The 22278-nt window shown below is 63.1% G+C and carries 16 protein-coding genes and 3 pseudogenes; 10 read left to right on the top strand and 9 right to left on the bottom strand.

The features are described 5' to 3' along the window. Nucleotides 1-3 precede the first annotated feature (3 nt). From paaE to ACF0H6_RS07965, 7 genes are all read left to right on the top strand, one after another. A complete protein-coding gene (gene paaE / locus ACF0H6_RS07995) occupies nt 4-1239 on the top strand; it encodes a 1,2-phenylacetyl-CoA epoxidase subunit PaaE (protein ID WP_395249128.1) in 1236 nt (411 codons plus the stop codon). Nucleotides 1240-1250: 11 nt separating this feature from the next. After that, nucleotides 1251-2030: an enoyl-CoA hydratase/isomerase family protein gene (locus ACF0H6_RS07990; RefSeq protein ID WP_395249127.1), complete on the top strand. Its 780-nt coding sequence runs from the start codon at nt 1251-1253 to the stop codon at nt 2028-2030. Between the two features lie 92 nt (nt 2031-2122). After that, nucleotides 2123-2329 (top strand): antitoxin MazE family protein, encoded by a 207-nt coding sequence (locus ACF0H6_RS07985; RefSeq protein WP_395249126.1) that lies wholly within the window; start codon nt 2123-2125, stop codon nt 2327-2329. Next, nucleotides 2326-2646, top strand: a complete 321-nt coding sequence (locus ACF0H6_RS07980; protein ID WP_395249125.1) for a type II toxin-antitoxin system PemK/MazF family toxin — start codon at nt 2326-2328, stop codon at nt 2644-2646. The genes ACF0H6_RS07985 and ACF0H6_RS07980 overlap by 4 nt, the downstream gene beginning before the upstream one ends. Nucleotides 2647-2900: 254 nt before the next feature. Continuing rightward, a complete protein-coding gene (locus ACF0H6_RS07975; RefSeq protein WP_395249124.1) occupies nt 2901-4148 on the top strand; it encodes a hypothetical protein in 1248 nt (415 codons plus the stop codon). A 131-nt stretch (nt 4149-4279) separates the two neighbouring features. After that, on the top strand, nt 4280-4603 hold the full coding sequence (locus tag ACF0H6_RS07970) for a PadR family transcriptional regulator (protein WP_395249123.1): 324 nt from the start codon (nt 4280-4282) through the stop codon (nt 4601-4603). Continuing rightward, nucleotides 4552-5382: a permease prefix domain 1-containing protein gene (locus ACF0H6_RS07965; protein WP_395249122.1), complete on the top strand. Its 831-nt coding sequence runs from the start codon at nt 4552-4554 to the stop codon at nt 5380-5382. The genes ACF0H6_RS07970 and ACF0H6_RS07965 overlap by 52 nt, the downstream gene beginning before the upstream one ends. 38 nt (nt 5383-5420) lie before the next feature. On the opposite strand, the pseudogene ACF0H6_RS07960 reads toward ACF0H6_RS07965, so the two are convergent. Then, nucleotides 5421-6955: pseudogene (locus ACF0H6_RS07960) on the bottom strand (HNH endonuclease). A 110-nt stretch (nt 6956-7065) separates the two neighbouring features. Further along, nucleotides 7066-7581, bottom strand: coding sequence for a DUF2127 domain-containing protein (locus ACF0H6_RS07955; RefSeq protein ID WP_395249121.1), 516 nt, complete (start codon nt 7579-7581; stop codon nt 7066-7068). Nucleotides 7582-7755: 174 nt separating this feature from the next. Between ACF0H6_RS07955 and ACF0H6_RS07950 the strand changes: the two genes are divergently transcribed. Together ACF0H6_RS07950 and ACF0H6_RS07945 are read left to right on the top strand one after the other, a co-directional pair. Next, nucleotides 7756-9117, top strand: coding sequence for an LCP family protein (locus ACF0H6_RS07950; protein ID WP_395249120.1), 1362 nt, complete (start codon nt 7756-7758; stop codon nt 9115-9117). A 48-nt stretch (nt 9118-9165) separates the two neighbouring features. Continuing rightward, nucleotides 9166-9648, top strand: a complete 483-nt coding sequence (locus ACF0H6_RS07945) for a carboxymuconolactone decarboxylase family protein (RefSeq protein ID WP_395249119.1) — start codon at nt 9166-9168, stop codon at nt 9646-9648. Nucleotides 9649-9691: 43 nt separating this feature from the next. On the opposite strand, the gene ACF0H6_RS07940 is transcribed toward ACF0H6_RS07945, so the two are convergent. Beyond that, nucleotides 9692-10387, bottom strand: coding sequence for a hypothetical protein (locus ACF0H6_RS07940; RefSeq protein ID WP_395249118.1), 696 nt, complete (start codon nt 10385-10387; stop codon nt 9692-9694). 188 nt (nt 10388-10575) lie between these two features. Beyond that, entirely contained in the window at nt 10576-14301 is a 3726-nt protein-coding gene (locus ACF0H6_RS07935) for a fibronectin type III domain-containing protein (RefSeq protein ID WP_395249117.1), read from the bottom strand. Between the two features lie 568 nt (nt 14302-14869). Between ACF0H6_RS07935 and galU the strand changes: the two genes are divergently transcribed. After that, nucleotides 14870-15760 carry a UTP--glucose-1-phosphate uridylyltransferase GalU gene (gene galU / locus ACF0H6_RS07930; protein ID WP_395249116.1) on the top strand — a complete coding sequence of 297 codons (891 nt, stop codon included), beginning with the start codon at nt 14870-14872 and terminating at the stop codon, nt 15758-15760. On the opposite strand, the pseudogene ACF0H6_RS07925 reads toward galU, so the two are convergent. From ACF0H6_RS07925 to ACF0H6_RS07905, 5 genes and pseudogenes are all read right to left on the bottom strand, one after another. Then, nucleotides 15757-16360, bottom strand: a pseudogene (locus ACF0H6_RS07925) (low molecular weight phosphatase family protein). The gene galU and the pseudogene ACF0H6_RS07925 overlap by 4 nt on opposite strands. Before the next feature lie 284 nt (nt 16361-16644). Then, the gene (locus tag ACF0H6_RS07920; protein ID WP_395249115.1) at nt 16645-17193 is read right to left on the bottom strand and encodes an LPXTG cell wall anchor domain-containing protein; all 549 of its coding nucleotides are present in this window, start codon (nt 17191-17193) and stop codon (nt 16645-16647) included. 250 nt (nt 17194-17443) lie between these two features. Beyond that, entirely contained in the window at nt 17444-19330 is a 1887-nt protein-coding gene (locus ACF0H6_RS07915) for a DUF4012 domain-containing protein (protein WP_395249114.1), read from the bottom strand. A 2-nt stretch (nt 19331-19332) separates the two neighbouring features. Next, nucleotides 19333-20646: a UDP-glucose dehydrogenase family protein gene (locus ACF0H6_RS07910; RefSeq protein ID WP_395249113.1), complete on the bottom strand. Its 1314-nt coding sequence runs from the start codon at nt 20644-20646 to the stop codon at nt 19333-19335. Between the two features lie 67 nt (nt 20647-20713). Further along, a pseudogene (locus tag ACF0H6_RS07905) lies at nt 20714-22212 on the bottom strand (sugar transferase). Nucleotides 22213-22278: the final 66 nt, after the last annotated feature.

The raw sequence follows: 22278 nt of genomic DNA, 5'->3' as shown, positions 1-22278 counted from the left end.
GACATGCCCGTTGTCCGCCAGACTGCCGCCGAACAGGCGGAGGCCACCGGCCGCCGTCGTGCGTCCTTCCATTCCCTCACCGTTTCGGAAGTCCGCCGCCTGACTGAAGACGCCATTGAGGTCACGTTCGGTGTTCCGGCAGAGCTCGCCGGCCAGTACGACTACCTCCCTGGTCAGTACGTGGCACTTCGCACCACGCTTCCGGACGAGAGCGGCGAGCCGAAAGAGACCCGCCGCAGCTACTCGATCTGCACCGAGCCGCGCAGCTTCGCGGATGGCAGCAGCGAGATCCGGGTGGCCATCAAGAAGGACCTGGGCGGCATCTTCTCCACGTGGGCGAATGCGGAGCTCAAAGCCGGCGATGCGCTGGACGTCATGAGCCCCATGGGCGCGTTCGTTTCCAAGCACGGCAAGGACGGCAAAACCGTCCAGCAGAACGTCATGAACTCCATGAACAATCCGCAGGACATGGCAGGGGAGTTCGGCGATGCCGGGTCCTTCGTGGCCATCGCTGCCGGTTCCGGCATCACCCCGGTGATCGCGATCGCCCGCACGCTGCTGGCCGCCAACCCGGAGACGCGCTTCGACCTCATCTACGCCAACAAAGCCGCGATGGACGTCATGTTCCTCGAGGAATTGGCGGACCTGAAGGACAAGTACCCGTCGCGACTGGCGCTCCACCATGTGTTGTCGCGCGAGCAGCGCATTGCGCCGCTCATGACCGGGCGGATCGACGCCGAGAAGCTGCAGCAGCTGCTCGGCACCGCCATCCATGCCGAGGATGTGGACGAATGGTTCCTTTGCGGGCCGTTCGAGTTGGTCCAGCTGTGCCGGGACACCCTTGCTGCCCGCGGCGTGGCGCCCGAGCACGTACGCTTTGAGCTCTTCACCACCGGCCGCCCGGATCGCCCCGAGGGCAACGCCGGCCGGCCTGTTGTGGAGGACGAGTCGAAGGACACGTTCAAGATCACCTTCAAGCTGGATGGTTTGACCGGCGACGTCGCCAGCCCCACCCACGCACGGGAATCCATCCTCAACGCGGCGTTGCGCGTCCGCCCGGATGTACCGTTCGCGTGCGCCGGTGGCGTGTGCGGCACCTGCCGCGCCAAACTGGTCACGGGGACGGTCAGCATGGACGAGAACTACGCCTTGGAGCAGGATGAACTGGACAAGGGCTACGTGCTGACGTGCCAGGCCCACCCCACCAGTGAATCCGTCACGGTCGACTTCGACGTCTAAGGAAGAAACGAATGATTGAGCTCTCCATCGCCAACGGCATCGCCGAAGTTGTCCTCAATGCCCCGGAAAAGCTGAACTCGCTGGACGAGGCAGCGCTTGCGGAACTGGATAGAGCGTACGACGACGCCGCTGCCGCCGCCTCCCGCGGCATGGTGCGGGCGCTTCTCCTCCGGGGAGAGGGCCGCGCCTTTTGCGCGGGACGCGACATTGCTGGCGTGACGCCGGAGAGCGACGACGCGAAGGCCTACTTGAACGGGCTGGTGGAGCCACTGCTCAAGAAGATGGCAGCCTTCCCCGCCCCGACGTTCGCGGCAGCGCACGGTGCGTGCCTCGGCGTCGGGCTCGGCCTGTTGCTGGCCACGGACGTCGTATACGTGGCCGAGAACGCCAAGTTCGGTTCACCGTTCGCCAAGCTGGGCGCCACGTTGGACTCTGGCGGGCACTGGTACTTCACGGAACGCCTGGGTATGCACAGGACCCTGGACCTTATCTACACGGCTGACTTGATCAGTGGCGCTGAGGCTGTGGCGCAGGGGATGTTCAGCCGGGTCATGCCGGACGACGCCTTGCTGGAGGCCACACGGATCATCGTGGAGCGGGTGGCCGCGGGAGCAACCGGCGCATTTACGGCCAGCAAGGAGCTGGTGGCGCACATCCGCGATCAGCGCCTTGGGCTCTGGACGGCGATGGCCGAAGAGAACGACGAGCAGGCGCGGCTGTGCAAGACCGAAGACTACGCCGAAGGTTTCCGCGCGTTCCAGGAGAAGCGGGCACCGGTCTTCAAGGGTTAGGGCTGGGTGGCCCGGGTGCCTTATGCCCACATGTGGTTGAAGAAGATCACCCCCCACTATTGTCATGCGCCGTTACATGAAACAATAGGGGCATGAGTGTTAACGATCGCGTACGTGAGCACAGGCGCCGGATGCGGGAGGCGGGATTCCGGCCGATTCAGGTGTGGGTGCCGGACACCCGCTCCAAGACCTTTGCCGAGGAGGCAAAGCGGCAGAGCGCCATCGTGGCGGAGTCTGACCGGCACTCGGACATTCATGAGTGGATTGAGGCCGTGTCGGTGCCCTGGGGCGACGAGTGAGGGGTGAGATCTGGACGGTGGCCGGAGGCGGTTACGCTTCCAAGCCGCGCCCGGCCCTCGTCATCCAGGATGACCGGTTTGATGATGTGGACTCCCTGACGGTGATCCCGCTGACCTCTACCTTGAATGACACACCTCTGCTGCGGATCTCGGTGGAGCCGTCCCAACGGTCGGGCCTGACGCAAACGAGCCAGCTCATGATCGACAAGATGACCACGGTGCCCCGCGCCAATGCCCACAAACGGGTCGGCCACCTGACCTCAACAGAGATGGTCGAGGTCGAGCGGGCGCTGCTCGTCTTCCTCGGAATCGCCTGACGGAGATCTCCGCACACCCTCGTACTCACGATGGCAGTGCATTCCGATTCCTCGAAATATCTGTCCGATGGATCCAATGAAGGCGCGCCGGGCGAATTATCCGCGCCGTGTCAAGGGCCCGGGCGACGGGGCGGTAGTATAGGTCTTCTGTCTGCCATTTTCACTGGGGGTCCCATTTGGCTGTTCTCGTTGCGCGTCGTCGTGCTCTTCCCGTTTCCGCTCGTGTTCGAGCGGTCCGCTGGCGAACGCCTGTCATGTACGGCTTGATCGTCTTCATCTCGACTCTGGTCTCGCTGGCGAGGCTTCCGGGCCCGGCCATCGGCACGCTGTGGGCCGAGGACGGCGGGATCTTTGTCAACGACGTGCTCAAGAACGCCGGCCTGCGGAACATTTTCTCCCCCTACCAGGGGTACCTCCACGTTGTGCCACGCGGCGTTGCGTGGCTAGTCGTGAAGGTGATTCCGGTGGAGGGGTGGGCAATCGCCGTCTCAGTGGCGGCGTGCCTGATTGTTGGTGCCGTTGCGGCCCTTGTGTTCCACTGCTCGTCTGCGCTGTCCCAGAATGTTTGGGTCCGGCTAGGGTTCGCAGCCGTTCCCGTCTTGGTTGCCGTCAGCCCGGAGGAGGCGCTCGGAAACCTCGCGAACCTGCACTGGTACTTCCTGTATCTGGCGCCTTGGCTCTTACTGAAGCGGCCCCGAACCTGGGCCGAGGGCACCGTTCTGACAGTTGCCGCCCTGTTGGTGGGCCTGACCGAGATTCAGACGGCAATGTTCGTCCCTCTGTTCTTGTACCGGCTACGGGACAAGCGCATGTGGGGTCCGCGATTGGCCCTTCTCGTCGGTGTGGGCGCCCAGGCGTTCACCACACTGTCCTTCCCGCGCGAGAACCCTGCTGCGCCACCCGTGAACTGGCTGTCGGTGGTGTACGGATGGTTCATCGACGGTCCGTCCGCAGTCGTCTTCGGAACGGCCGGGCAGATATCCCGTGTTGTGGTCCGCTTCGGTTGGGTGCCCGTGGCATTGGCCGCGGCGCTTTTCCTTGCGGCGTTCGTGCTCATCCTTGTGCGCGGCGGGATCCGGGAGAGGGTGGCCGCATGCGCGCTGCTTGGCGGCTCGGTGATCACCGCGTGCGCTGCCGTGGCACTGAACTTCCGCGACTTCCTCGACTATGCGCACTTCGACGCCGCCGGGTGGGCCGGCTTGCACCTCGGCCGTTACGCGATGGCACCGTCCATGCTCCTGCTCGCCCTCATTCCGCTTCTGGGCGAGGTCCTCGGCCGCACCGCTAGAGCAGCTTCGATCAGTGTCTTGGCCGTGCTATTGCTGGTCTACTTTTTCCCCATGAGCGTTGGCCGCGAGTTCGGGCCGATCTGGGCGGACCACCTCGAGCAGGCTCGCACGGCATGCCAGGCGCAGGACGCCGGTCCGGTGGCCATGGTCCCGATTGCCCCGGTGGACTGGCCGATCAAGGGCGTCAATGTGCCCTGCCATATCCTCAAATGACCCGCAGACCCGCTCTGGAGTAGCGTCCGACGACGGCGCTGCCGCCACATTAGCCAGCCCGAATTCCAGCCGCAAATAGCCCGGTCGTTTGATCTTGTCAGCACCTTCCTTCCTACCTAGACTCTCTAGGTATGGGACGAAGTTCAGTGAACGGACAGCTTGACCTCCTACTGCTTGGCTCGCTCGGTGCGGGCGAGGCGCACGGCTACGCCCTCATCGCGCGCGTTCACGAACGCAGCGGCGCGCGGCTCGAGCTTCAGGAAGGTTCCGTCTACCCGGCATTGCACAAGCTCGAGGCGGCAGGGTGCGTCTCGAGCCGCTGGGCGGACGACTCCGGCGGCCGCAGGCGCGTCTATGCGCTCACCGGGGCCGGGCATGCCGAGTTTGCCCGCATGGTGGAGGAATGGAAAGGCTTCTCGGCCGCGGTGCAGGGCGTTCTTGGGGCGGCATCGTGAACGCGGGGAGCGGGGCCGGGGCCGAAGTGGGGCCCATCGACGCATACCTCGACGAGCTCTTCGTGGCTGCGCGTGACGGCGATCCCTCTGCCGCACGCAGGCTCCTCGCTGAGACCGAGGCGCATCTACGCGAATGCGCCGCACGGCTCCGTGGGCAGGGCCTGGACCCGGAGGATGCCGAGCGCGAGGCTGTCCGCCGGTTCGGACCGGTCGGCACTGTGACGCCGGTTCTGCGCCCGACCGTTCGCGACGTCGCCCGGCTGCCGTTGCGCGCGTTCGTGCGCCCCTTGATCGGCCTCGCGGCTGTTGGCGCGATCGCCGTCGGCATAAGCGGCGCCATGTCGGAGCTGTTCGGCCGGATCTGGGGTGCGGGCTTCGTGGCCGGCGATCTCCCCGGTGTCTCCTACACAGCCGCCAGGTGCGCAGTCCTGCAGGCCCCTTACGCTGGACTCGACTGTGCCCAGGCCGCCGCCGAGCACCACTGGGGCGAGGTGGTCGAATACCGTGTGATCCTCGGAGTGCTGGGCCTTGTCCTCCTGCTCGTATGGCGGCTCTTGCCCCGCGAAGCCGCGCTCCCGGCAGGCCTCGTACCGTCGCTCGCGGCCGCGGCTTTCCTGCTCGCCGCCGCGGCGACTAGCATTCAGGCCCTCAACGCCGCCGTCCAAGGCTGGCAGGGCACGGGGGCGTGGCTGAGCGCCGTCGTCGTTGCCTTGCCGCTCGCCGTCGTGTTCGCGGTAGCCGCCCTGCGCAGGATGCCCATGAAGCCCGTGGGTTCATAGCCGGCGGGTAGCGGTGATTCATGACGTCCGGACACTACTCACGCAGCCTGGGATTCCGTCACATGGGCGTACTTCAACGCCTTGGCTTGGTGGCGTAGTCGCCGCCGGTGGTGCCTGGAATGCGCACGTTTAATTTCTGGCTCGCGCGTCCCGGGCGGTGGTGGGGCTGTTGAGCGGTAGGTGTGTCCGGTGGGGGTGCGGATTTCGAGGACATGCCTTGTCCCGGGGCGTGTTGACCCGGTTTGTGCCGTCCAGCCGGTCAGTTCTTTGGTGTGGTTGCATGCTTCGCACAGTCCCGCCCCGTTGGCCAGGCTGGTGGGTCCGCCGTCGTGCCAGGGGACGATGTGGTCGAAATGCCGGATGGGCGCGTCGCAGTAGGGGGTGCGGCAGGTGTCGTCGCGGGCCTGGATGAAGCGCCGCAGACCTGCCGGGAAGAGCCGCGCCCGCGAATCCACGCCGACAAGCTCCCCGGTCCGGGGAGCCGTGAACAGGCGCCGGAGCCAGACCTTGAAGGCCGGGTCCTCTTCGGCTTGGGACTGTCCGCCCGGCCCGCGCTGCCCGCGCTGGCCGCGCTGGCCGGGTTCGGCGACTGCGGGCTGGCCGCGTTTGGTGTTGCCGCTTGTCCCCGCCAGGAGTTCCCTCGCCCAGCCCGCGGGGACGATGCCGTAGCCGGGCAGGCGGGCCGGCTCGCTGTCGCCCTGGAAGAGGGTGCGGTCGGTCATGACGAGCTGGACCTCGACACCGGCGATCCCCCAGGCGTTCCGGTGGTGCGTTCCACCAGGGCGTCGGCCATGACCTGGCCCCGGGACCGGGTATCCCCGTCGGAGCGCAGCGAGTCTGCGTGCCGGGACAGGGCCGCGTGCACGGCGACGCCCTGGGCGACGGGGAGCAGGGCGGTCAGGTAGGTCATGGTGTCCGGTGCCGGGCGGAGGCTGACGTGCCGCTCAGTGGCGGCGTGGCTGGCTCGTTGCATGACGGAGCGCGGGTCCCGCCGGTAGGCCGCGGTCCGGGCCGCGGCGATGATCGCCTTGTCTCCGGCGCCGTCGAAGACTCCGGTGTCGGCGCAGAGTTCCTCATCGACGGCGCAGCGGTCCGCAGCGGCCAGGCAGGCTGTTTCCTTCACCAGCAAGGTGGCGCGCCATTCGTTCAGTTGTCCGGTGTCCAAAGCCGCGAGGGTGTGCGGCATTTCGGTGACCAGGGCTTTGGCGAGTCCGAGGAGCCGGGATCCGCGGGCCGGGGACTCCCTCCGGGCCAACGCGATCTGCGCTCCGACGCCGCGGCCCTGCTCCTCGTTAGGGATGCCGGCCGCCGCGTCACTGCTGCGCTGGGCGGAGTCGAACGCGACAGTGATCCGGGCCTGCGCAGCCGCGGCCGCGGACTTCAGGTCCTCAAGAGCACGCAACTCGTTTATCAGTTCAGCACTGTCGGAGCCTGGCCGAAGCGAGTTCACGGCATCGATCAGGTGCCTCACCCGGACGCGCAGGACCGCGTCATCTTGAACCGTGGCATCCGGGATCGCGTCGCCGAATGGCGCGCCTGATCCGAATCGCTGTGTTCCCCGTATTACGGCCATAACCAAAGCCTTCCAGAGGGGTACGACATTATTAGGTCGGAGAATCTCTTCCCGCTCAAAAAGCAGGATAATCGGCAGGACTTTTCGAGCTAGCTCGCGTGCGGACGGCCTCAGTCGGCCGGCTGGGACGCAGGGGAGGGCTGCTGGATTCGCGCCTTGTGGATGCGATATTCCCGGGCGGTGATCCAGACAATGAAAATATCGAAAGCGGTCAGGAGAACCATGCCCCACGAGAAGGCCACGGCGATCTTGTAGCCCTGGTAAAGGATGAACACGAGCAGGAACGCGATCATCCACGGGTAGGCCCACAGCTTGTCCTTCAGGACGGCCCAGGCCAGGACGATTTTGACCAGGCCGTGGAGCAGAAGGTAAACGGCCCCGAACAGCGACGCGGACCCCGAGAGGTTGGACGTCGCGTGCAGCAGGCTATTGGCCACGAAATCGTGAGGGTCCTGGGCGAGTTCGTGCTGGGTGAGCGACCGGACTAGATCTCCGATTTGCTGCGGCGTCACCAAGAGAAGAAGTATGCCGCCGATCAGTTCCAGAACGCCATCCAGTCCCTTCAGGACAAGGCTGACGCGAAACGTCCTGTCGAGCAGGGTTGTTCCGGATTGATTCGTTCTCACTGTACTTCCCTAGCATTTCTATGGGCGTCGGCGGAGGTTAAGACCAATCAACTCAGAAAAATAACGGCGCCAGCAACAATCATCAACTGCTGACGCCCCGACTGCTGTCATTATTGGCTTCAGACATTGCCGCGAATCCCTGCACAAGTCAATGTCGGCTGTCAGGAGGATTTCATGGTCGATGGGCACCACCGCCCACCCGTCGCACCGCCGCGCGGAGAGGGAACTGCCGGAGGCCCACGGCACATGCGCCGAAAGTCGCGGCGCAAATCCATCATCATGCTCTCGGCGGTTGCCTGCGTTGCATTGGCCATCACCGTCCCCCTCGCCTATGTGGGCGCGACAGCGGTGAAAGTCAACAACAACGTCCAACGATCCGAGGTTCTCAAGGATCTGAAATCCCAGCCTCAGGCGGTGCCGAAGCTCAGCCAGGACACCAACATCCTGATCATGGGACTGGATACAAGAGTTGATGAGAAAGGCAAGCCTCTTCCCCCAGAGATGTATGACGCCCTCCACGCCGGGGACGAAAACATCGGAGGCTACAACTCCAACGTCCTGATGCTCATCCATATCCCCGCAGACGGGTCCAAAGCCACGGGGATATCCATTCCTCGTGATGATTATGTCCAGGTTGACGGGATACCGGGGAGCGGCCCGTTCAAAGCGAAAATCAAGGAGGCATACGGCTACGGTTTCGCGGCGGAGAAGACCTCCTTGATAAATGCGGGCAAACCCGACGACGACACGACATACCAAGCAGCCCGCGACGCCGGCCGAACGGCCGAGATCGCCACCGTGACGAAGTTCCTAGGCAGCGTGCACATCGACCACTTCCTCGAAGTCACCATGGCGGCGTTCTACCAGACAGCTCAGGCAATTGCGCCCATCACCGTGTGCATCAACCGGGCCACGCAGGACACTTTCTCCGGGGCGAACTTCAAGGGCGGCATGCAGCAGATCGATGCAAAACAGGCCATGGCCTTCGTCCGACAACGCAGGGACACCAGCGACCCGAATTACCTCTTCTCTGACCTGGACCGCGAACGCCGCCAACAAGCGTTCATCGCATCCGTCTCCCACCAACTCAAAGATGCAGGAACCTTCACCGACCTCGGGAAAATGCAAGGCGTCTTGGATGCCGTGAGCAAGAACATCGTGGTGGACTCGGAACTGAACCTCCTGGAACTCGCCCAGCAGGCGACTTCCCTGACCGGGGGAAACATCTCTTTCACCACCTTGCCGATCACAGGTTTCGGAACGTCCCCGGATGGCGCCTCCATCAACACCGTGGACATCAACCAGGTGCAGGCGACCGTCAAGGAACTCCTCACCCCGGTCCCACCCGCACCGACGACGACGGCGACCGCGACGGCGGCTGCCTCGCCTGCCGCGCCCGCACCCGAAGTGCCACCCGCCTCGGAAGCCGCAACTACCCCGTCAGCACCAGCAGCTACCCCGTCAGCACCCGCAAGCAACGTCTACGCGGATTCCACCGGGGCACTCCAAGGTGGTGCCATTCCCTGCGTCAAATAACGCAGCGGTCTGCAGGGACTGGGAAGGTTCCTCCGATAGGCTCTGCGAATGAGCGAAAATACACCGAGACTCGCTGGCTATCTGGACAAGCAACTGCCTGATCTTTACCAAGCGCTCTCAGGTTACGCCGAGCAGGTCACGGCCGAGGCGGACAGGACCGGGATCCCACGCACCACCTTGGAGTTGGTGAACTACCGGGCCTCGCAGATCAACGGCTGCGCCTTCTGTCTGGACCTCCACCACCGCCGCGCCATCGGCCTCGGAGAGACTGAGCAGCGGCTGGCTTTGGTTCCCGTCTATGGCGAAGTAGAGCTCTTCAACGAGGCCGAAAAGGTGGCGCTTGAGTTGGCCGAACAAATCACTCGAATGAGCACAGCGCGTCCCACGGCGGAGTTGTTTTCCCGCGCACGGCTTGTCTACTCCGAGGAGCAGATCAGCGTGCTGTGCATGGCGTGTATAGGCATCAATGCCTTCAATCGGCTCTCCATCCTGAGCGAACATCGGGTGCGCAAGGCGCGTTCGTCGCCCTAACGGCGCGCGAACACGCCAGCCCGTGAATCAGGGGCTGTGCACCTCACTTCAGGAAGGTTGCGTTGAAGGAGTCCAGGTCAACCACGACTCCGTTGAGGCTTTGGTTGAATTTCTGCTGGACGCCGACGCGCATCGTGGTTGGCGTATTCCAGCCTCCATATTGGACCGGCGTCGGGGATAGGTAGTTGGCCCTCCACGTGTTGTAGTTGATGTTGCGCGTGTCGGTGTCCCAGAGCGGTACGTCGGAGAACGCTGTGCTGTTGTTCATCAGCTGAGGCCACATCCCGGACCCGGAGTAGATCACGGGCCGGACACCCATTCCCTTAACACCGTCGACCATGGCGCGCGTGACTTGAGGGCCGCCAGTTTCGGCGTCAAGGGCGAAGAACTGGAGTTGCGACGCATAGGGACCGGCAGCGTTGATCCCGCCTTGCCAGCAGTTGGGGTCCCGCGTGTATACGGCGATTTTCAGGCCGGCGTCGAGGGCCATTTTCAGCTGGGGCTGGGTCTGGGACCAAGTGTTGCAGGTTCCCCATGCGGTGGAATGCATGACATACAGCCGGAATCCGGCCTGATAGGCCTTCACGAACCAATGGGGGTCCGTGATGGTGTTCGCAGAATCGAGGACTTTCACGGACGGGCTCGCCGCATTTGCGACGGGGGCGGAAGCAAGGCCGAAGACGATCAATAAGGCTGTTACAACGGCGATGGCGTTTCTGGCAGTCGTGTTGTTGTACAAGGGGTGCTCCTAGCGCAGGCATGGATGAGTCCAGCGCGATGATGTTGCGCAGGTCCCGGCCCCAGCCCGGTAGACGACGACGCGTCTTGCATCTGATGTGATGCGACACCTAGGCTATGCCGGGTTTCCTATGGTCGGCAAGCATCTGCGGAGATATTTCGCGGCGCCTATCCGGCCGCCGGAGACTTTCAGCGGTTGGTGAGGGTGACGTCGTCGAGGTACATCCAGGTGTCATCTGCCGGGCTGGACCCGTCGAGGTGGACGTTGAACCAGAGGGTGATGGTCTGGCCTTTGTAGGCGGTGAGGTCGGCGGTGAGTTGGGTCCAGGTGCCGTTGTCGTTGCAGAGTTTGAGCAGGCTGCTCAGGACCGTGCCGCTGGTGGAGCGGACTTGGGCTTCCATCCAGTCGTACTGGCAGGCAGCGCCGCTGCAGGGATCCTCCGCGGAGTGGGGCTGGTACCAGAAGGAGAGTGTGGTGGTTCCGGTGGCGGGGACGGTGATGGTCTGGGACAGGCTGCTGTCACCCAGAGGCTCAGCCCCCGAAGCCAGGCCCAGGAGTGCGGAGCCGGTGCCGGTGTGGGCAACGTTGGAGGTCACGGGTGCCCTGACCCCGCCGGTGATCCAAGACGTGAGCCCGGATTCGAAGCCGCCGTTGGTGATGGTCGAGGTCGTTGTTCCCGTGGGAGTGACTGGTGCCGATGAGGCCGACGCCGGTGAGGTGCCGATCCCGTTGGTGGCCGTGACCGTGAAGGTGTAGGCGGTGCCGTTAGTCAGTCCGGTGATGCTCGCCGTCGTCACGGGCGGGTTCCCGGTCACGGTAACCGGGGTCAGGGCGGTGGCCCCGGCGTGCGGGGTGACGGCGTACGAGGTGATCGCTGAGCCGCCGTTGCTTGGCGCCGTCCAGGTCACGGTGGCGGAGGCGTTGCCCGCCGTCGCGCTTACACCTGTCGGGGCCGCGGGCGCCGTCGCTGTCGCGGTGGGTGTGACCGGCGCAGACGCCGCCGACGCCGGTGAGGTGCCGATGGCGTTGGTGGCCGTGACCGTGAACGTGTACGCGGTGCCGTTGGTGAGTCCGGTGATGTTCGCCGTTGTCGCGGGCGGGTTGCCCGTCACGGTGACCGGCGTCAGATTGGTGGCTCCTGCGTGCGGGGTGACGGCGTAGGAGGTGATCGCCGAGCCGCCGTTGGCCGGGGCGGACCAGGACACGGTGGCGGAGGCGCTTCCTGCGGTGGCGGTGACGCCTGTTGGTGCGGAAGGCGCCGTCGCCCCCGCGGTGGGGGTCACCGGTGCCGAGGCGGCCGACGCCGGTGAGGTGCCGATGGCGTTGGTGGCGGTGACGGTGAACGTGTAGGCGGTGCCGTTAGTCAGTCCGGTGATGTTCGCCGTCGTCGCGGGCGGGTTCCCGGTCACGGTGACCGGGGCCAGGGCGGTGGTTCCTGCGTGCGGGGTGACGGCGTAGGAGGTGATCGCGGAGCCGCCGTTTGCCGGCGCGGTCCAGGACACAGTGGCGGAGGCGTTGCCCGCCGTCGCCGTCACGGCGGTGGGGGCTGCGGGCGCCGTGGGCGTTGTCTGGTTGTTGGTGAGGGTGACGTCGTCGAGGTACATCCAGGTGTCGTCCGCGGGGCTGGAGCCGTCGAGGTGGACGTTGAACCAGAGCGTGATGGTTTGGCCTTTGTAGGCGGACAGATCGGCGCTGAGCTGAGTCCAGGTGCCGTTGTTGTTGCTGAGTTTGAACAGGCTGCCCAGGGTGGTGCCGCTGGTGGAGCGGACCTGTGCTTCCATCCAGTCGTACTGGCAGGTGGTGCCGCTGCAGGTGTCGTCGGCGGTGTGGGGCTGGTACCAGAAGGACAGCGTGGACGTCCCCGTGGCAGGAATAGTGATGGTCTGGGACAGGCTGCTGTCTCCCAAAGGCTCCGCACCTGACGCCAGGCCGAGGAGTGCCGAGCCGGTGCCGGTGTGGGCAACGGTGGAGGCCACGGGCGCTTTGACGCCGCCGGCGGCCCAGGCGGTGAGTCCGGATTCGAAGCCGCCGTTGGTGATGGTCGAGGTCGTCGTACCCGTCGGAGTGACCGGTGCCGAGGCGGCCGAGGCCGGTGAGGTACCGACCGCGTTCGTGGCCGTGACCGTGAAGGTGTAGGCCGTGCCGTTGGTGAGTCCGGTGATGGTTGCCGTTGTAGCGGGCGGGTTGCCTGTCACCGTGACCGGGGCCAGTGTCGTGCTGCCGGCGTGCGGGGTGACGGCGTAGGAGGTGATCGGTGACCCGCCGTTGGCCGGGACCGTCCACGACACCACCGCGGAAGCATTACCCGCCGTCGCGGTAACACCGGTCGGAGCCGAAGGCGCCGTCGCCGCCGCCGCCGGAGTGACCGGTGCCGAGGCGGCCGACGCCGGTGAGGTCCCGACGGCGTTCGTTGCCGTGACCGTGAACGTATAAGCCGTGCCGTTCGTCAGCCCGGTGACGGTTGCCGTCGTCGCGGGCGGGTTACCCGTCACCGTGACCGGGGCCAGGACGGTGTTGCCGGCGTGCGGGGTGACCGCATAGGACGTGATCGCGGACCCGCCGTTGGCCGGGGCCGTCCACGACACCACCGCGGAAGCATTACCCGCCGTGGCGCCTACACCTGTCGGAGCCGCGGGCGCCGTCGACGCGGCTGTGACATCGATCATCGAGTAATCGTCCGTGGTGATCGAACCGTTGGATTGGATGTTTAGTCCGTAGCTGACCCCGGAGGCGCCTGCAGGCAGAGCCGGCGTGGTCCAGGATACTTGCGACCAGTTGCTGCTGGCGTTGAACAACGGACTCGAGGTCCAGTAGGTCCAGTACCCGGTTCCCGTGCGGTAATAGAGCTCGAACTGGGTGATTACGTCGGATTTGTACCAAGCGCTGAGCTGATAGGCATGGCCGGGGGTGCCCGTGGGTGAGCAGCCGCCTAAGTCCAGGGCGGGCAGGAGCTTCGCGTCACCGCTGACGTAGCCGCTCATGGTCAGCTGTTCCGCGTTGTTGCCTGTGTGGCCTGGCGAGACCACGGCGTAGCTGGGCGTGTTGGTGCCGTACCCACCCGCAGCCCAGCACTGCGGAATTCCGCTGGTGAGCGTTTCGAGGCTCGGGTTTTGGATCATGTTGGTGCCCTGGGGAGGCGGCGGGGGCACGGCCGGCCCGGAGACGAGCGGCTGGACCGCGCCGCCGATTACTTGGTCGACGGTCTTCACGGCAACGCTGCCCGCCGTCTGTTGCTGCGCGAGCCAGGACGTGAATTGGCTGAACAAGTCGGGGCTGATGGTGAGGGTCGGATCGGTGCCTACGGCGATGTGGTGGAAGGTCAGCTGAACCCAGCCACCCCCAGCGGCCTGGGCCTTGGTCACGGAGTCTTCCAAGTTGGCCAGCGTCCACGTGCTGTCCACTTCCTCCGGCGCCGCGGTGTCATACGGGTTGGCCGGCGGGATGGTTTCCGCGGGCGGTAGCGAGGTGTCGTCTTTGCTGTAAAGGTCCCCGAGCCCGCGTGCACTGTTGAAGCCGCAGTTCTTCACGATGGCCTGCACCGCAGGATCCGTGGAAGCAAAGGGGTAGGCGAAGCTTGTGACCTTGAAACCCATGTTGGCCAGGGCGACCCTGCCGTTGCAGACTTGCCGCGTCACTTCGTCCGACGTTAGGGTAACCAAATCGGGGTGGGTGACCGTGTGCCCGGCGATTTCGTTGCCGTCTGTGAAGAGTTGGTGCAGGTTCGCCGAGGTGAAATAGCTCGGCTGATCCACCCACCCGGACGGGACGTAAAAAGTACCGTGCAATCCGACGCTCTTCATCGTGGCTGCGGCAGTCATCTGGTCGGCATTTCCGTCATCGAAAGTGAGCGTGATGACGGTGTTTGCGGCCGCATGGGCCGGCAAAGCAAAACCGCTCAGGAGTGCCAGTACCATCGCAGCGCACGATCCAACGGCCCCCCAAAGGGCTCCGAGGCGCCGCGCGGTCCTCTTTTGCGTCGAGAGTTCACTCACCACACTCACCGTCCAATCGAATCCGGATCATCCGGCCACAGATGGGAGTGCTCCCCCCCACAAGACCTGCGCTGACGTTACGGCGCCACATCCTGACAGGTCACGAGTGTGCTTCACCCGATTGAGCAACGACGGATGCCCGGGGGCACGCTAAAACTGGTTAACAACCGAAGCGCGTCACTTGCGTCCAAAGGCCATAACAAGGGCTACCAGGGCCGCGCTCATTAGCACCGCTGCCACCCAGATCCACTGTTGTCCGTCCACGTTCCCCCCCCGATCTCACGTCTTGGCTCAGCCTCGGGCCGTCCGGCCTCTGCTTCTCGGCTGGACGGGTGTGCGAAAGGCTACTCCAGGCGCCTTGCGACTGTCACCAGTTTTCCGTAATCGACTTCGGAAGGGTTGAGCGCCTGGTGACCATCCCGGGTCGAGGGAGCCCGAAATCCTGCATCAGGATTCGCGCTTTTGAAAATCCATTCGTATGATTTGCCCTATGTCTATGGGGAGATTAGTTCGTAAAGCAGTTATTCCGGCCGCCGGATTGGGCACGCGCTTCTTGCCTGCCACCAAGGCGATGCCGAAGGAAATGTTGCCGGTGGTAGATCAACCGGCCATCCAATATGTGGTTGAGGAGGCTGTGAAGGCGGGCCTCAGCGACGTGCTGATGATCACAGGTCGCAACAAGCGCACTCTTGAAGACCATTTCGACCGCGCACCTGATCTTGAACGCACTTTGGAGTTGAAGGGCGACGAAGCCCGTTTGGACGCCGTGCAGCATGCCTCCGGGCTTGGGCCTATCCATTATGTGCGGCAGGGGGAACCGAGGGGTCTGGGCCATGCCGTGCTCTGTGCCAAGCAGCACGTAGGTGATGAACCGTTTGCCGTGCTTTTGGGGGACGACCTGATTGACGAGCAAGATCAGCTCCTGTCAACCATGATCGACGTCCAAGCGAAGGCCGGCGGCTCGGTCATTGCGCTCATCGAAGTGGATCCGTCGCAAATCAGCGCATATGGCTGCGCCGACATTACGCCCATCGAGGGGGAAGATTACGTTCGGGTCAACAGCCTTGTGGAGAAGCCTTCTGTTGAGGAAGCGCCATCAAATTTGGCTGTCATTGGGCGCTATGTTCTGCACCCAGCTGTGTTCGATGTCCTCGAAGAGACCGGCCCCGGGCGTGGTGGCGAGATCCAGCTGACCGACGCCCTTCAGACCCTCGCAAAGGGCGAGGGGGAAGGCGCGGGCGTTTACGGGGTTGTCTTCCGCGGACGTCGCTACGACACCGGGGATAAGCTCAGCTACTTGAAGGCTGTTATCACCATGGCGTCGGAGCGCGCCGAATTCGGTGAAGACCTCAAAACCTGGATGAAGGGGTTCCTCGGCTAGGGCTGTTCCATGCTTAGTCGGGCGTAGCGCAGGATCCTGAGGACGGCTGGCGCCAGCTCGTCTTCCATTCGTAGATATGCCTCGGCGCCCTGCTTGTAAGGGTCAGCGACGTCGTTGTCCGAGCGCTGCGCCGCCAGGACGAGGTGGCGCACGGACGATGCCCTTGCCGGAAGTTCGCGCCAAAGTTGCGTGTAGTCAGCATCCGACGGCGACGCGTCGCCTCGTTCTTCCAGGGCGGTCAACATTCGAGCGAACTCCCGGATGGTGAAGGTCCGCTTGAGCAACGAGGCGTCCAGCTGTAGGACTTCCCCACGATGGGTTGACGCCATGGTGAGGACCAGATCCGATTGCCTCAGGATCTTAGGAGTGAGCTGGCGCGAGGCGAAGTCATCGGGCGTGCCGCCATACGTTCGGATGATATCGGCGGACAACGGCTGGATCGGGCTGCCCACCATGGCCCTGGTGCCGGCGCTGCGAACCTCGAAGCCGCCAGGGAGAATCCTGGTCCAGACCTGCCTGAAGCAAACGTTCGGCGACGGGGGAGCGGCAAATATTGCCGGTGCAAACGGTCAGAATCCGGACCGGGTGGAGCAATTCCAAAGGTATAGCTCTTTCACTAGCTGTCAGAGAGTCAATATCACGAGTGCCGCGTCAAAGCCAAAGCGGCCACGCTGAGGGAAGCCAGTGCCAGAAGAACCAGAAGTATGACCGACCAGGCTTGCTTTGAAATGGCCGGAATTCGTGAAATCGACGGCAATTCCACCCTGAAGCTCAGTCTCTTCCGTCTCCGCCAATGTCTCCCCATGGTCATAAAGTACCGTACATGCAAACAAGGAGGGGTTGTTTCCGGATCACCGGAAACAACCCCTCCTTTTGCTGAGCGTTTAGGCTGCAGCTACGGGTTCGTTCTTTGCGCGGCGGCGAACCACCACTACGGAAGCCGTGCCGGCAACGAGGGCGCCAGCGCCAACCAGGCCCCACAGAATCATGCTGGAGTCAACACCGGTGCTGGCGAGGCCTGTGCCGGTGTTGGCCAGAGCAGCGCCGCCCGTGTTTGCCAGGCCCGCTCCGCTGACTCCGGCGGCAACCACAGTTGCCGTCACGGAGTGGTGGGACGTTGCGCCTACTGCGGTCAGCTGGTAGGTGCCCGCCGCGTTCAGCGTGACGTCACTGGAGAAAGCGCCGGAACTGTTGGCAACAGCGGTCAGTGTAGTCGTCGTGGAAGCCAGCGGAAGGGCTCCAGGTACGGCCATGGCGATGCCATTGCTGGTGCCGGGTGCTGCCGCGCCCTGAGGAGCGGGAGTAAAGACGATCGTGATAGTGATGGTTTCGCCGGGCGTGAAGCCTGTTCCGGAAAATACGACGGTTCCGCCCACAGTTACGGTTGCACTGGAAACGGTGCCTGGGACGGGTGCCGGGTAATCAACTGCCATTGCTGGAGCCGAAGCGGCAAGTGCGATGGTGCTCGCAAGCGCGAGTACTGCAAGTGATTTCTTCAATTTTTGTCCCCCTGAGACCTTGATACGCATTTGAGATTGATACGTAGTTCTTTGTGATGGTGTGATTTCATTCACCACGAACACGTGAACTGAAATCTGAGTCCTACCCCAGAGAGAAGCTATCATCCTAAGACTACTTACTGCAAAGTTAATCCAAAGTCGTTACAAAGGGTTAACCTGATGGCTATCCTGTGGCTCCACAGCTTGCCGATTGAGTCGAGAGTATTACCTTGTCCATGGATTGGACAGTCGGTGTTACTACCACTTCGGGCTGGCTGTGCTGGACGATTTTCCCGAAAGTGAATTCCACGGTGCTGGTCTGTCCAGGCGCCAGACGTACCGAGAGTGTGCCAACTGGCCGGTTGTCGTGGCGCTGGGCACCGAAGGGGACCGCTTTCCCATCCTGCGATGCAGTTTCAACATTGGCCTGGGCGGGACCGTAGGCAATCACGTTGGTTTGGGCGGTACCGGGTGGCACCCCAAAGACTCCACCTCCGGTAACGTAAGCCGGCAATGATGTAGCCGCATCCGCGGGGGCCGTGTTGGTGCTCGTGATGCGCATCTTGACTGTCTCGTAACCGTCGGCAGCCGTGCATTGCTGGATGAGCTGAACAGTGCGTTTCACGTAGTAGTCCATTTTTGCCCCAGTACCGTCATTGAAATAGGCACCGAATTGGGCAGCTGGCACACTGGGCCCGGAAATGGACCCACTGAGCGTGTACTTCGCAAGAGTGGACTGTTCTGCAATGTCCGATGACCAAAGCAGCACCCTGTGCTCGGCCACGCCCTTCCCGACGCCAGCTAGGAGATTCTTGGCTTCGCCTTTCCCAGAGGAGAGCGCGCCGAAGATTTCCTTGGCCACCGCAGCGAAGTAGAGATCCTGGGCTTTAGGATCTTGGATTTGGGCGTAGACGTCGGAGAGCAGGGTCTTCACCACGTTTTTGCCGGAGAGCTGGGCCGGCAGCCTTCCTTCAGTCCGTGCAGGCGTCTGCGGATCCTCGAGGCTGACCGGTCCTGTTGCGTCCAGGATGTAGCCGAGAGCCACGGGGTCGATCGAGACTGCGCCGTCTAGTCGCTCGCCCTTCTTCTGCTCCCACATTCTTAGCGCTGTGGTCGCGGAAGTAGGGAAGTCCGGGGTGAAGTTGACATCCTGCATGAAGGTGCCGACGCGGTCGGTATAGATGCGTTGTTGCTCGACATCGACTGATACCGGGGGATTGAACACCCCAAGCTCAGCTGCGCTGGTCTCAGCGGAAAGACTGACTTTCCCTTTGTCCGCCGTAAGCACTGCCAGTGCTCCCGGGATGCCGCCGGTGGCCCGCGCCTCGGCGTTGTTCTGGACAAGCAGCAGGTAGTGCCGCGGCTTGTCAGAGCCCAACAGGCCCGGAGCCAGGCCCGCCGCGTCGGACGCCGTGTCCAACTCGTCCACGACAGAGCTAAGTTGTTGTCTGGCCTGTGTCAGAGGTCCAGCGATCTGGGGGAGCAGGCCGCCGGCATCGATACCGTTCAGGCGCTGCGCAGAGGCGCGCACGGCTTGAGCGGCGGAGGACACTGCGGGCGCTGCCTTGCGGATTGGTTCCAGGTCAGTGCCGCCTGCGCTCGGCATCAGCTTGTCCCATTTCAGGGAATCGAAAACATTTACTAGCGGCGTGACGCCCAGCGTGGCTACGTCGTCAGCTGAGCGGGCTATTTCGGCGGTGGCAGAAAAATTCGCGCCGAGCCACGGGGTGGCCGAGGCCAAGGACCAGAGCGGATCGGAGACGGCGTCCCGGGCCGACGCGGTGTGGCGTCGAAGCTCGTCGACAACGGCGGTAGCGTCCGCCGGGCGGTTCTGGAGGATGTCCTCCTTGAGCTTGGGGACCAGCTGCGTTGAAGCCTCAAGCTCTGTCTTGATGGTGGATGCTTTCGCGCCCAGCCATGCAGCAGCTACCCCCACGATGAGCACAAGAGCGGCAACGGACATGCCAGCGATGATCAAACGACGGCGGAGTCCGCCTGGGGCGGCCTTCCGGGAGCGCCGGCGCAGTTCCGGTTGGTCCGGGGCGCTCTTGTGTTGTTGAGTGTTGGTCACGTTCAGGGCCTTCCGAGTCCGCGATAGTGCCAACCAGCGGCACGCCATTTGTCAGCGTCTAGGACATTTCGTCCGTCCAGGATCCGTAACCCGGCAACGCCACTGCTCACATCAAAGGGGTCAAGCTCTCTGTACTGCTGCCATTCGGTGAGTAGGAGCAGTGCGTCCGCTCCGCCGATCGCTGAATCTAGATCCGGTTCGTACCGCAGCTCAGGAAAGCGTTTGGCGGCGTTTTTCAGGGCTTTTGGATCTGTGACAGTCACAACCGCGCCCTGGAGTTGGAGCTGGGCGGCGATGCTGAGCGCCGGCGAGTCCCGCACGTCATCGCTTTCGGGTTTGAACGCGGCACCGAGAACCGTGATGTGTTGTCCCAACAGGCTTCCCCCGCAGAGTTCGCGTGTGAGCTCAACAACGCGCGTCCGGCGCCGCATGTTGATCGCATCCACTTCTCGCAGGAAGGTCAGGGCCTGATCGGCGCCCAGTTCCCCTGCTCTGGCCATGAAGGCCCGGATGTCCTTGGGGAGGCATCCACCTCCAAAACCGATCCCAGCGTTGAGGAATTTGCGGCCGATCCTGTCATCCATGCCGATGGCATCTGCGAGCCGGGTGACGTCCGCGCCCGCGGCCTCGCAAACCTCGGCCATCGCGTTGATGAAAGAGATTTTGGTGGCGAGGAAGGAGTTGGCAGCCGCTTTGACCAGTTCGGCCGTTGGGAGATCGGTGACCAATCGAGGGGTTCCCGAGGAGAGGGGAGCCGCATAAACCTCATCCAGAACGGAAACCGCAGCGTGATCGTCGGAGCCGTCGGCGACGCCGTAGACCAGGCGATCGGGGGAAAGGGTATCCTTCACTGCGTGGCCTTCGCGCAGGAACTCGGGATTCCACACGAGGTGAGCTCTGGGTTCATGTTCGGCCAAGATGATGGACAGACGGGCGGCGGTTCCCACCGGGACGGTGGACTTGCCAACTATTATGTCGTCTGGCCTCACGTAAGGGAGAAGCGCCTCCATCGCTGCATTCACATGGCTGAGGTCGGCGCCGTTTTCCCCGTACTTCTGCGGTGTTCCCACGCAGATGAAGTGGACGCCGCTTCCCTCTGCCTCGGCCATGTCAAGAGTGAACGACAGCCGGCCTGTTTCCTGGACGTTCTTGAGTAGCTGATCCAAACCGGGCTCAAAGAACGGCGAGCGAGCCTCGGATAGGGCGCCAATTTTCTGCTCGTCTACGTCGATGCCGATGACCTCGTGACCGAGCTTCGCCATGCACGCCGCGTGCACAGCGCCGAGATAACCACAGCCGATGACAGAAATACGCATTTTTGTTGGCCTCCCCAAAACCCGGAATATGCGGCAAATGATCCGCGGAAATCGTGGCGGACCATTGTCAGACCGCTCCAGTGCTTGCAAATACTGCTTTGAATGTCTTGAAGAGTATTACGACATCACCCATAAGTGACCAGTTCTCGACGTAGTAGAGATCGAGCCTGATGCTCTCGTCCCAACTCAGGTTGGAGCGACCGCTGACCTGCCAGAGACCACTCATCCCTGGACTGACATAGAGGCGGCGATGGGCCGAATCATCGTACAGTGCTACTTCACCTTCGCGCTGTGGCCTTGGACCCACCAGACTCATGCTCCCCCTAGAACATTGAGTAACTGAGGAATTTCGTCAAGGGAATATTTTCGCAAAATCCTCCCAAGCGGTGTTACGCGTGGGTCATTCTCGATTTTGAATAGCGGTCTGTCACTCGACCCTTGTGCCTCGAGCAGCTTTGTCAGCTCGACATCAGCATTGACCTTCATGGAGCGGAACTTCAGCATTTGGAACGTACTCCCACGCAGCCCAACTCTCTCTTGCCGGTACAAGACGGGGCCAGAGTCAGTGAACCGAACAAGCAAGGCCAGCATCACGAAGAGAGGCGAAAGGCAGACTATGAGCATTCCTGCAATTGCGATATCAAATGCCCGCTTGGCTACCTTTTTCCCGCCCGTGAGTTTCGGTGTCGAGACATGGATAAGTGGCAGTCCGGCAACCGGTTGTGTGTGAATTCGTGGCCCGGCTATGTCGGTAAGGGCGGGTGCCAAGATCATACCTATGTCCCGAGCAGCCAATTCCCAGCCCAGCCTTCGAAGATCCCGCGGATGAATATTAACACCAGCCGAAACTGCAACGGCGTCTACGTTCGAAGCTAGAATTGCAGCAAGAATGCTATCAAAGTCCCCGTCCACGCCAGTGACTGGCACAGGCAGGCCCGAGAGCCGAGGCGTGTCAGAAACCGTGCTGGGTATGTGGGCAGCGACGGGCATATAACCTGCAGCCGGTGCACTCCTGAGTGACTCTATGAGATGAGCCGCGGAATCCGGCCCTCCGACTATTAGCACTCGGGAATTGCTCTTGCCGTGTTTACGGTCGAGGCTCAGATGTTGGCGGACCAGCCACCTCCCCACAAACAGGCCAAGCGCCCCTGCGGGGAAAGCCAAGCCTACAAATCCCCGGGCGGTATCGATTCTTAGTCCATATGACACGATGGCTACGAAACCAAACAACCAGGCGGAACTTGCGATGATCCGCTTATATTCTTCCGACCCTGAACCGAGTACCCTAGCCTCCCTAGAGCCCCATAACTCAAGCATAAGCCACCACGCGATTACGAGTGCGCTAGAGAGCAGCACATAGTCAACATCTCGCACCGTACCGCCACCCAAGAAACCGAAACGGACGCCAAAAGCGCCGGCGACCGCCCAGACGACGACTCCTGCATCGACTAAACGCAGTCGACCTGCATATTTTCGCCGCCAATTTTGCCCTGGTACAGCTTCCCCATGTCGTCCCCCTGTGCCGCGTACCAACTGTCGTGCCGGACCGTATACTACTTGATGCATGACGCCTTAAGCCCACACAAGGTACTTACTGGGTGGGACCAAAAGGCAGGATGATCAAGCAGATGG

Source organism: Arthrobacter sp. NA-172 (genome assembly GCF_043952055.1).
Taxonomy (GTDB): Bacteria; Actinomycetota; Actinomycetes; order Actinomycetales; family Micrococcaceae; genus Arthrobacter.
Note: the sequence above shows the minus strand (reverse complement) of the source record. Positions and strands in the feature narration are given on the sequence as shown.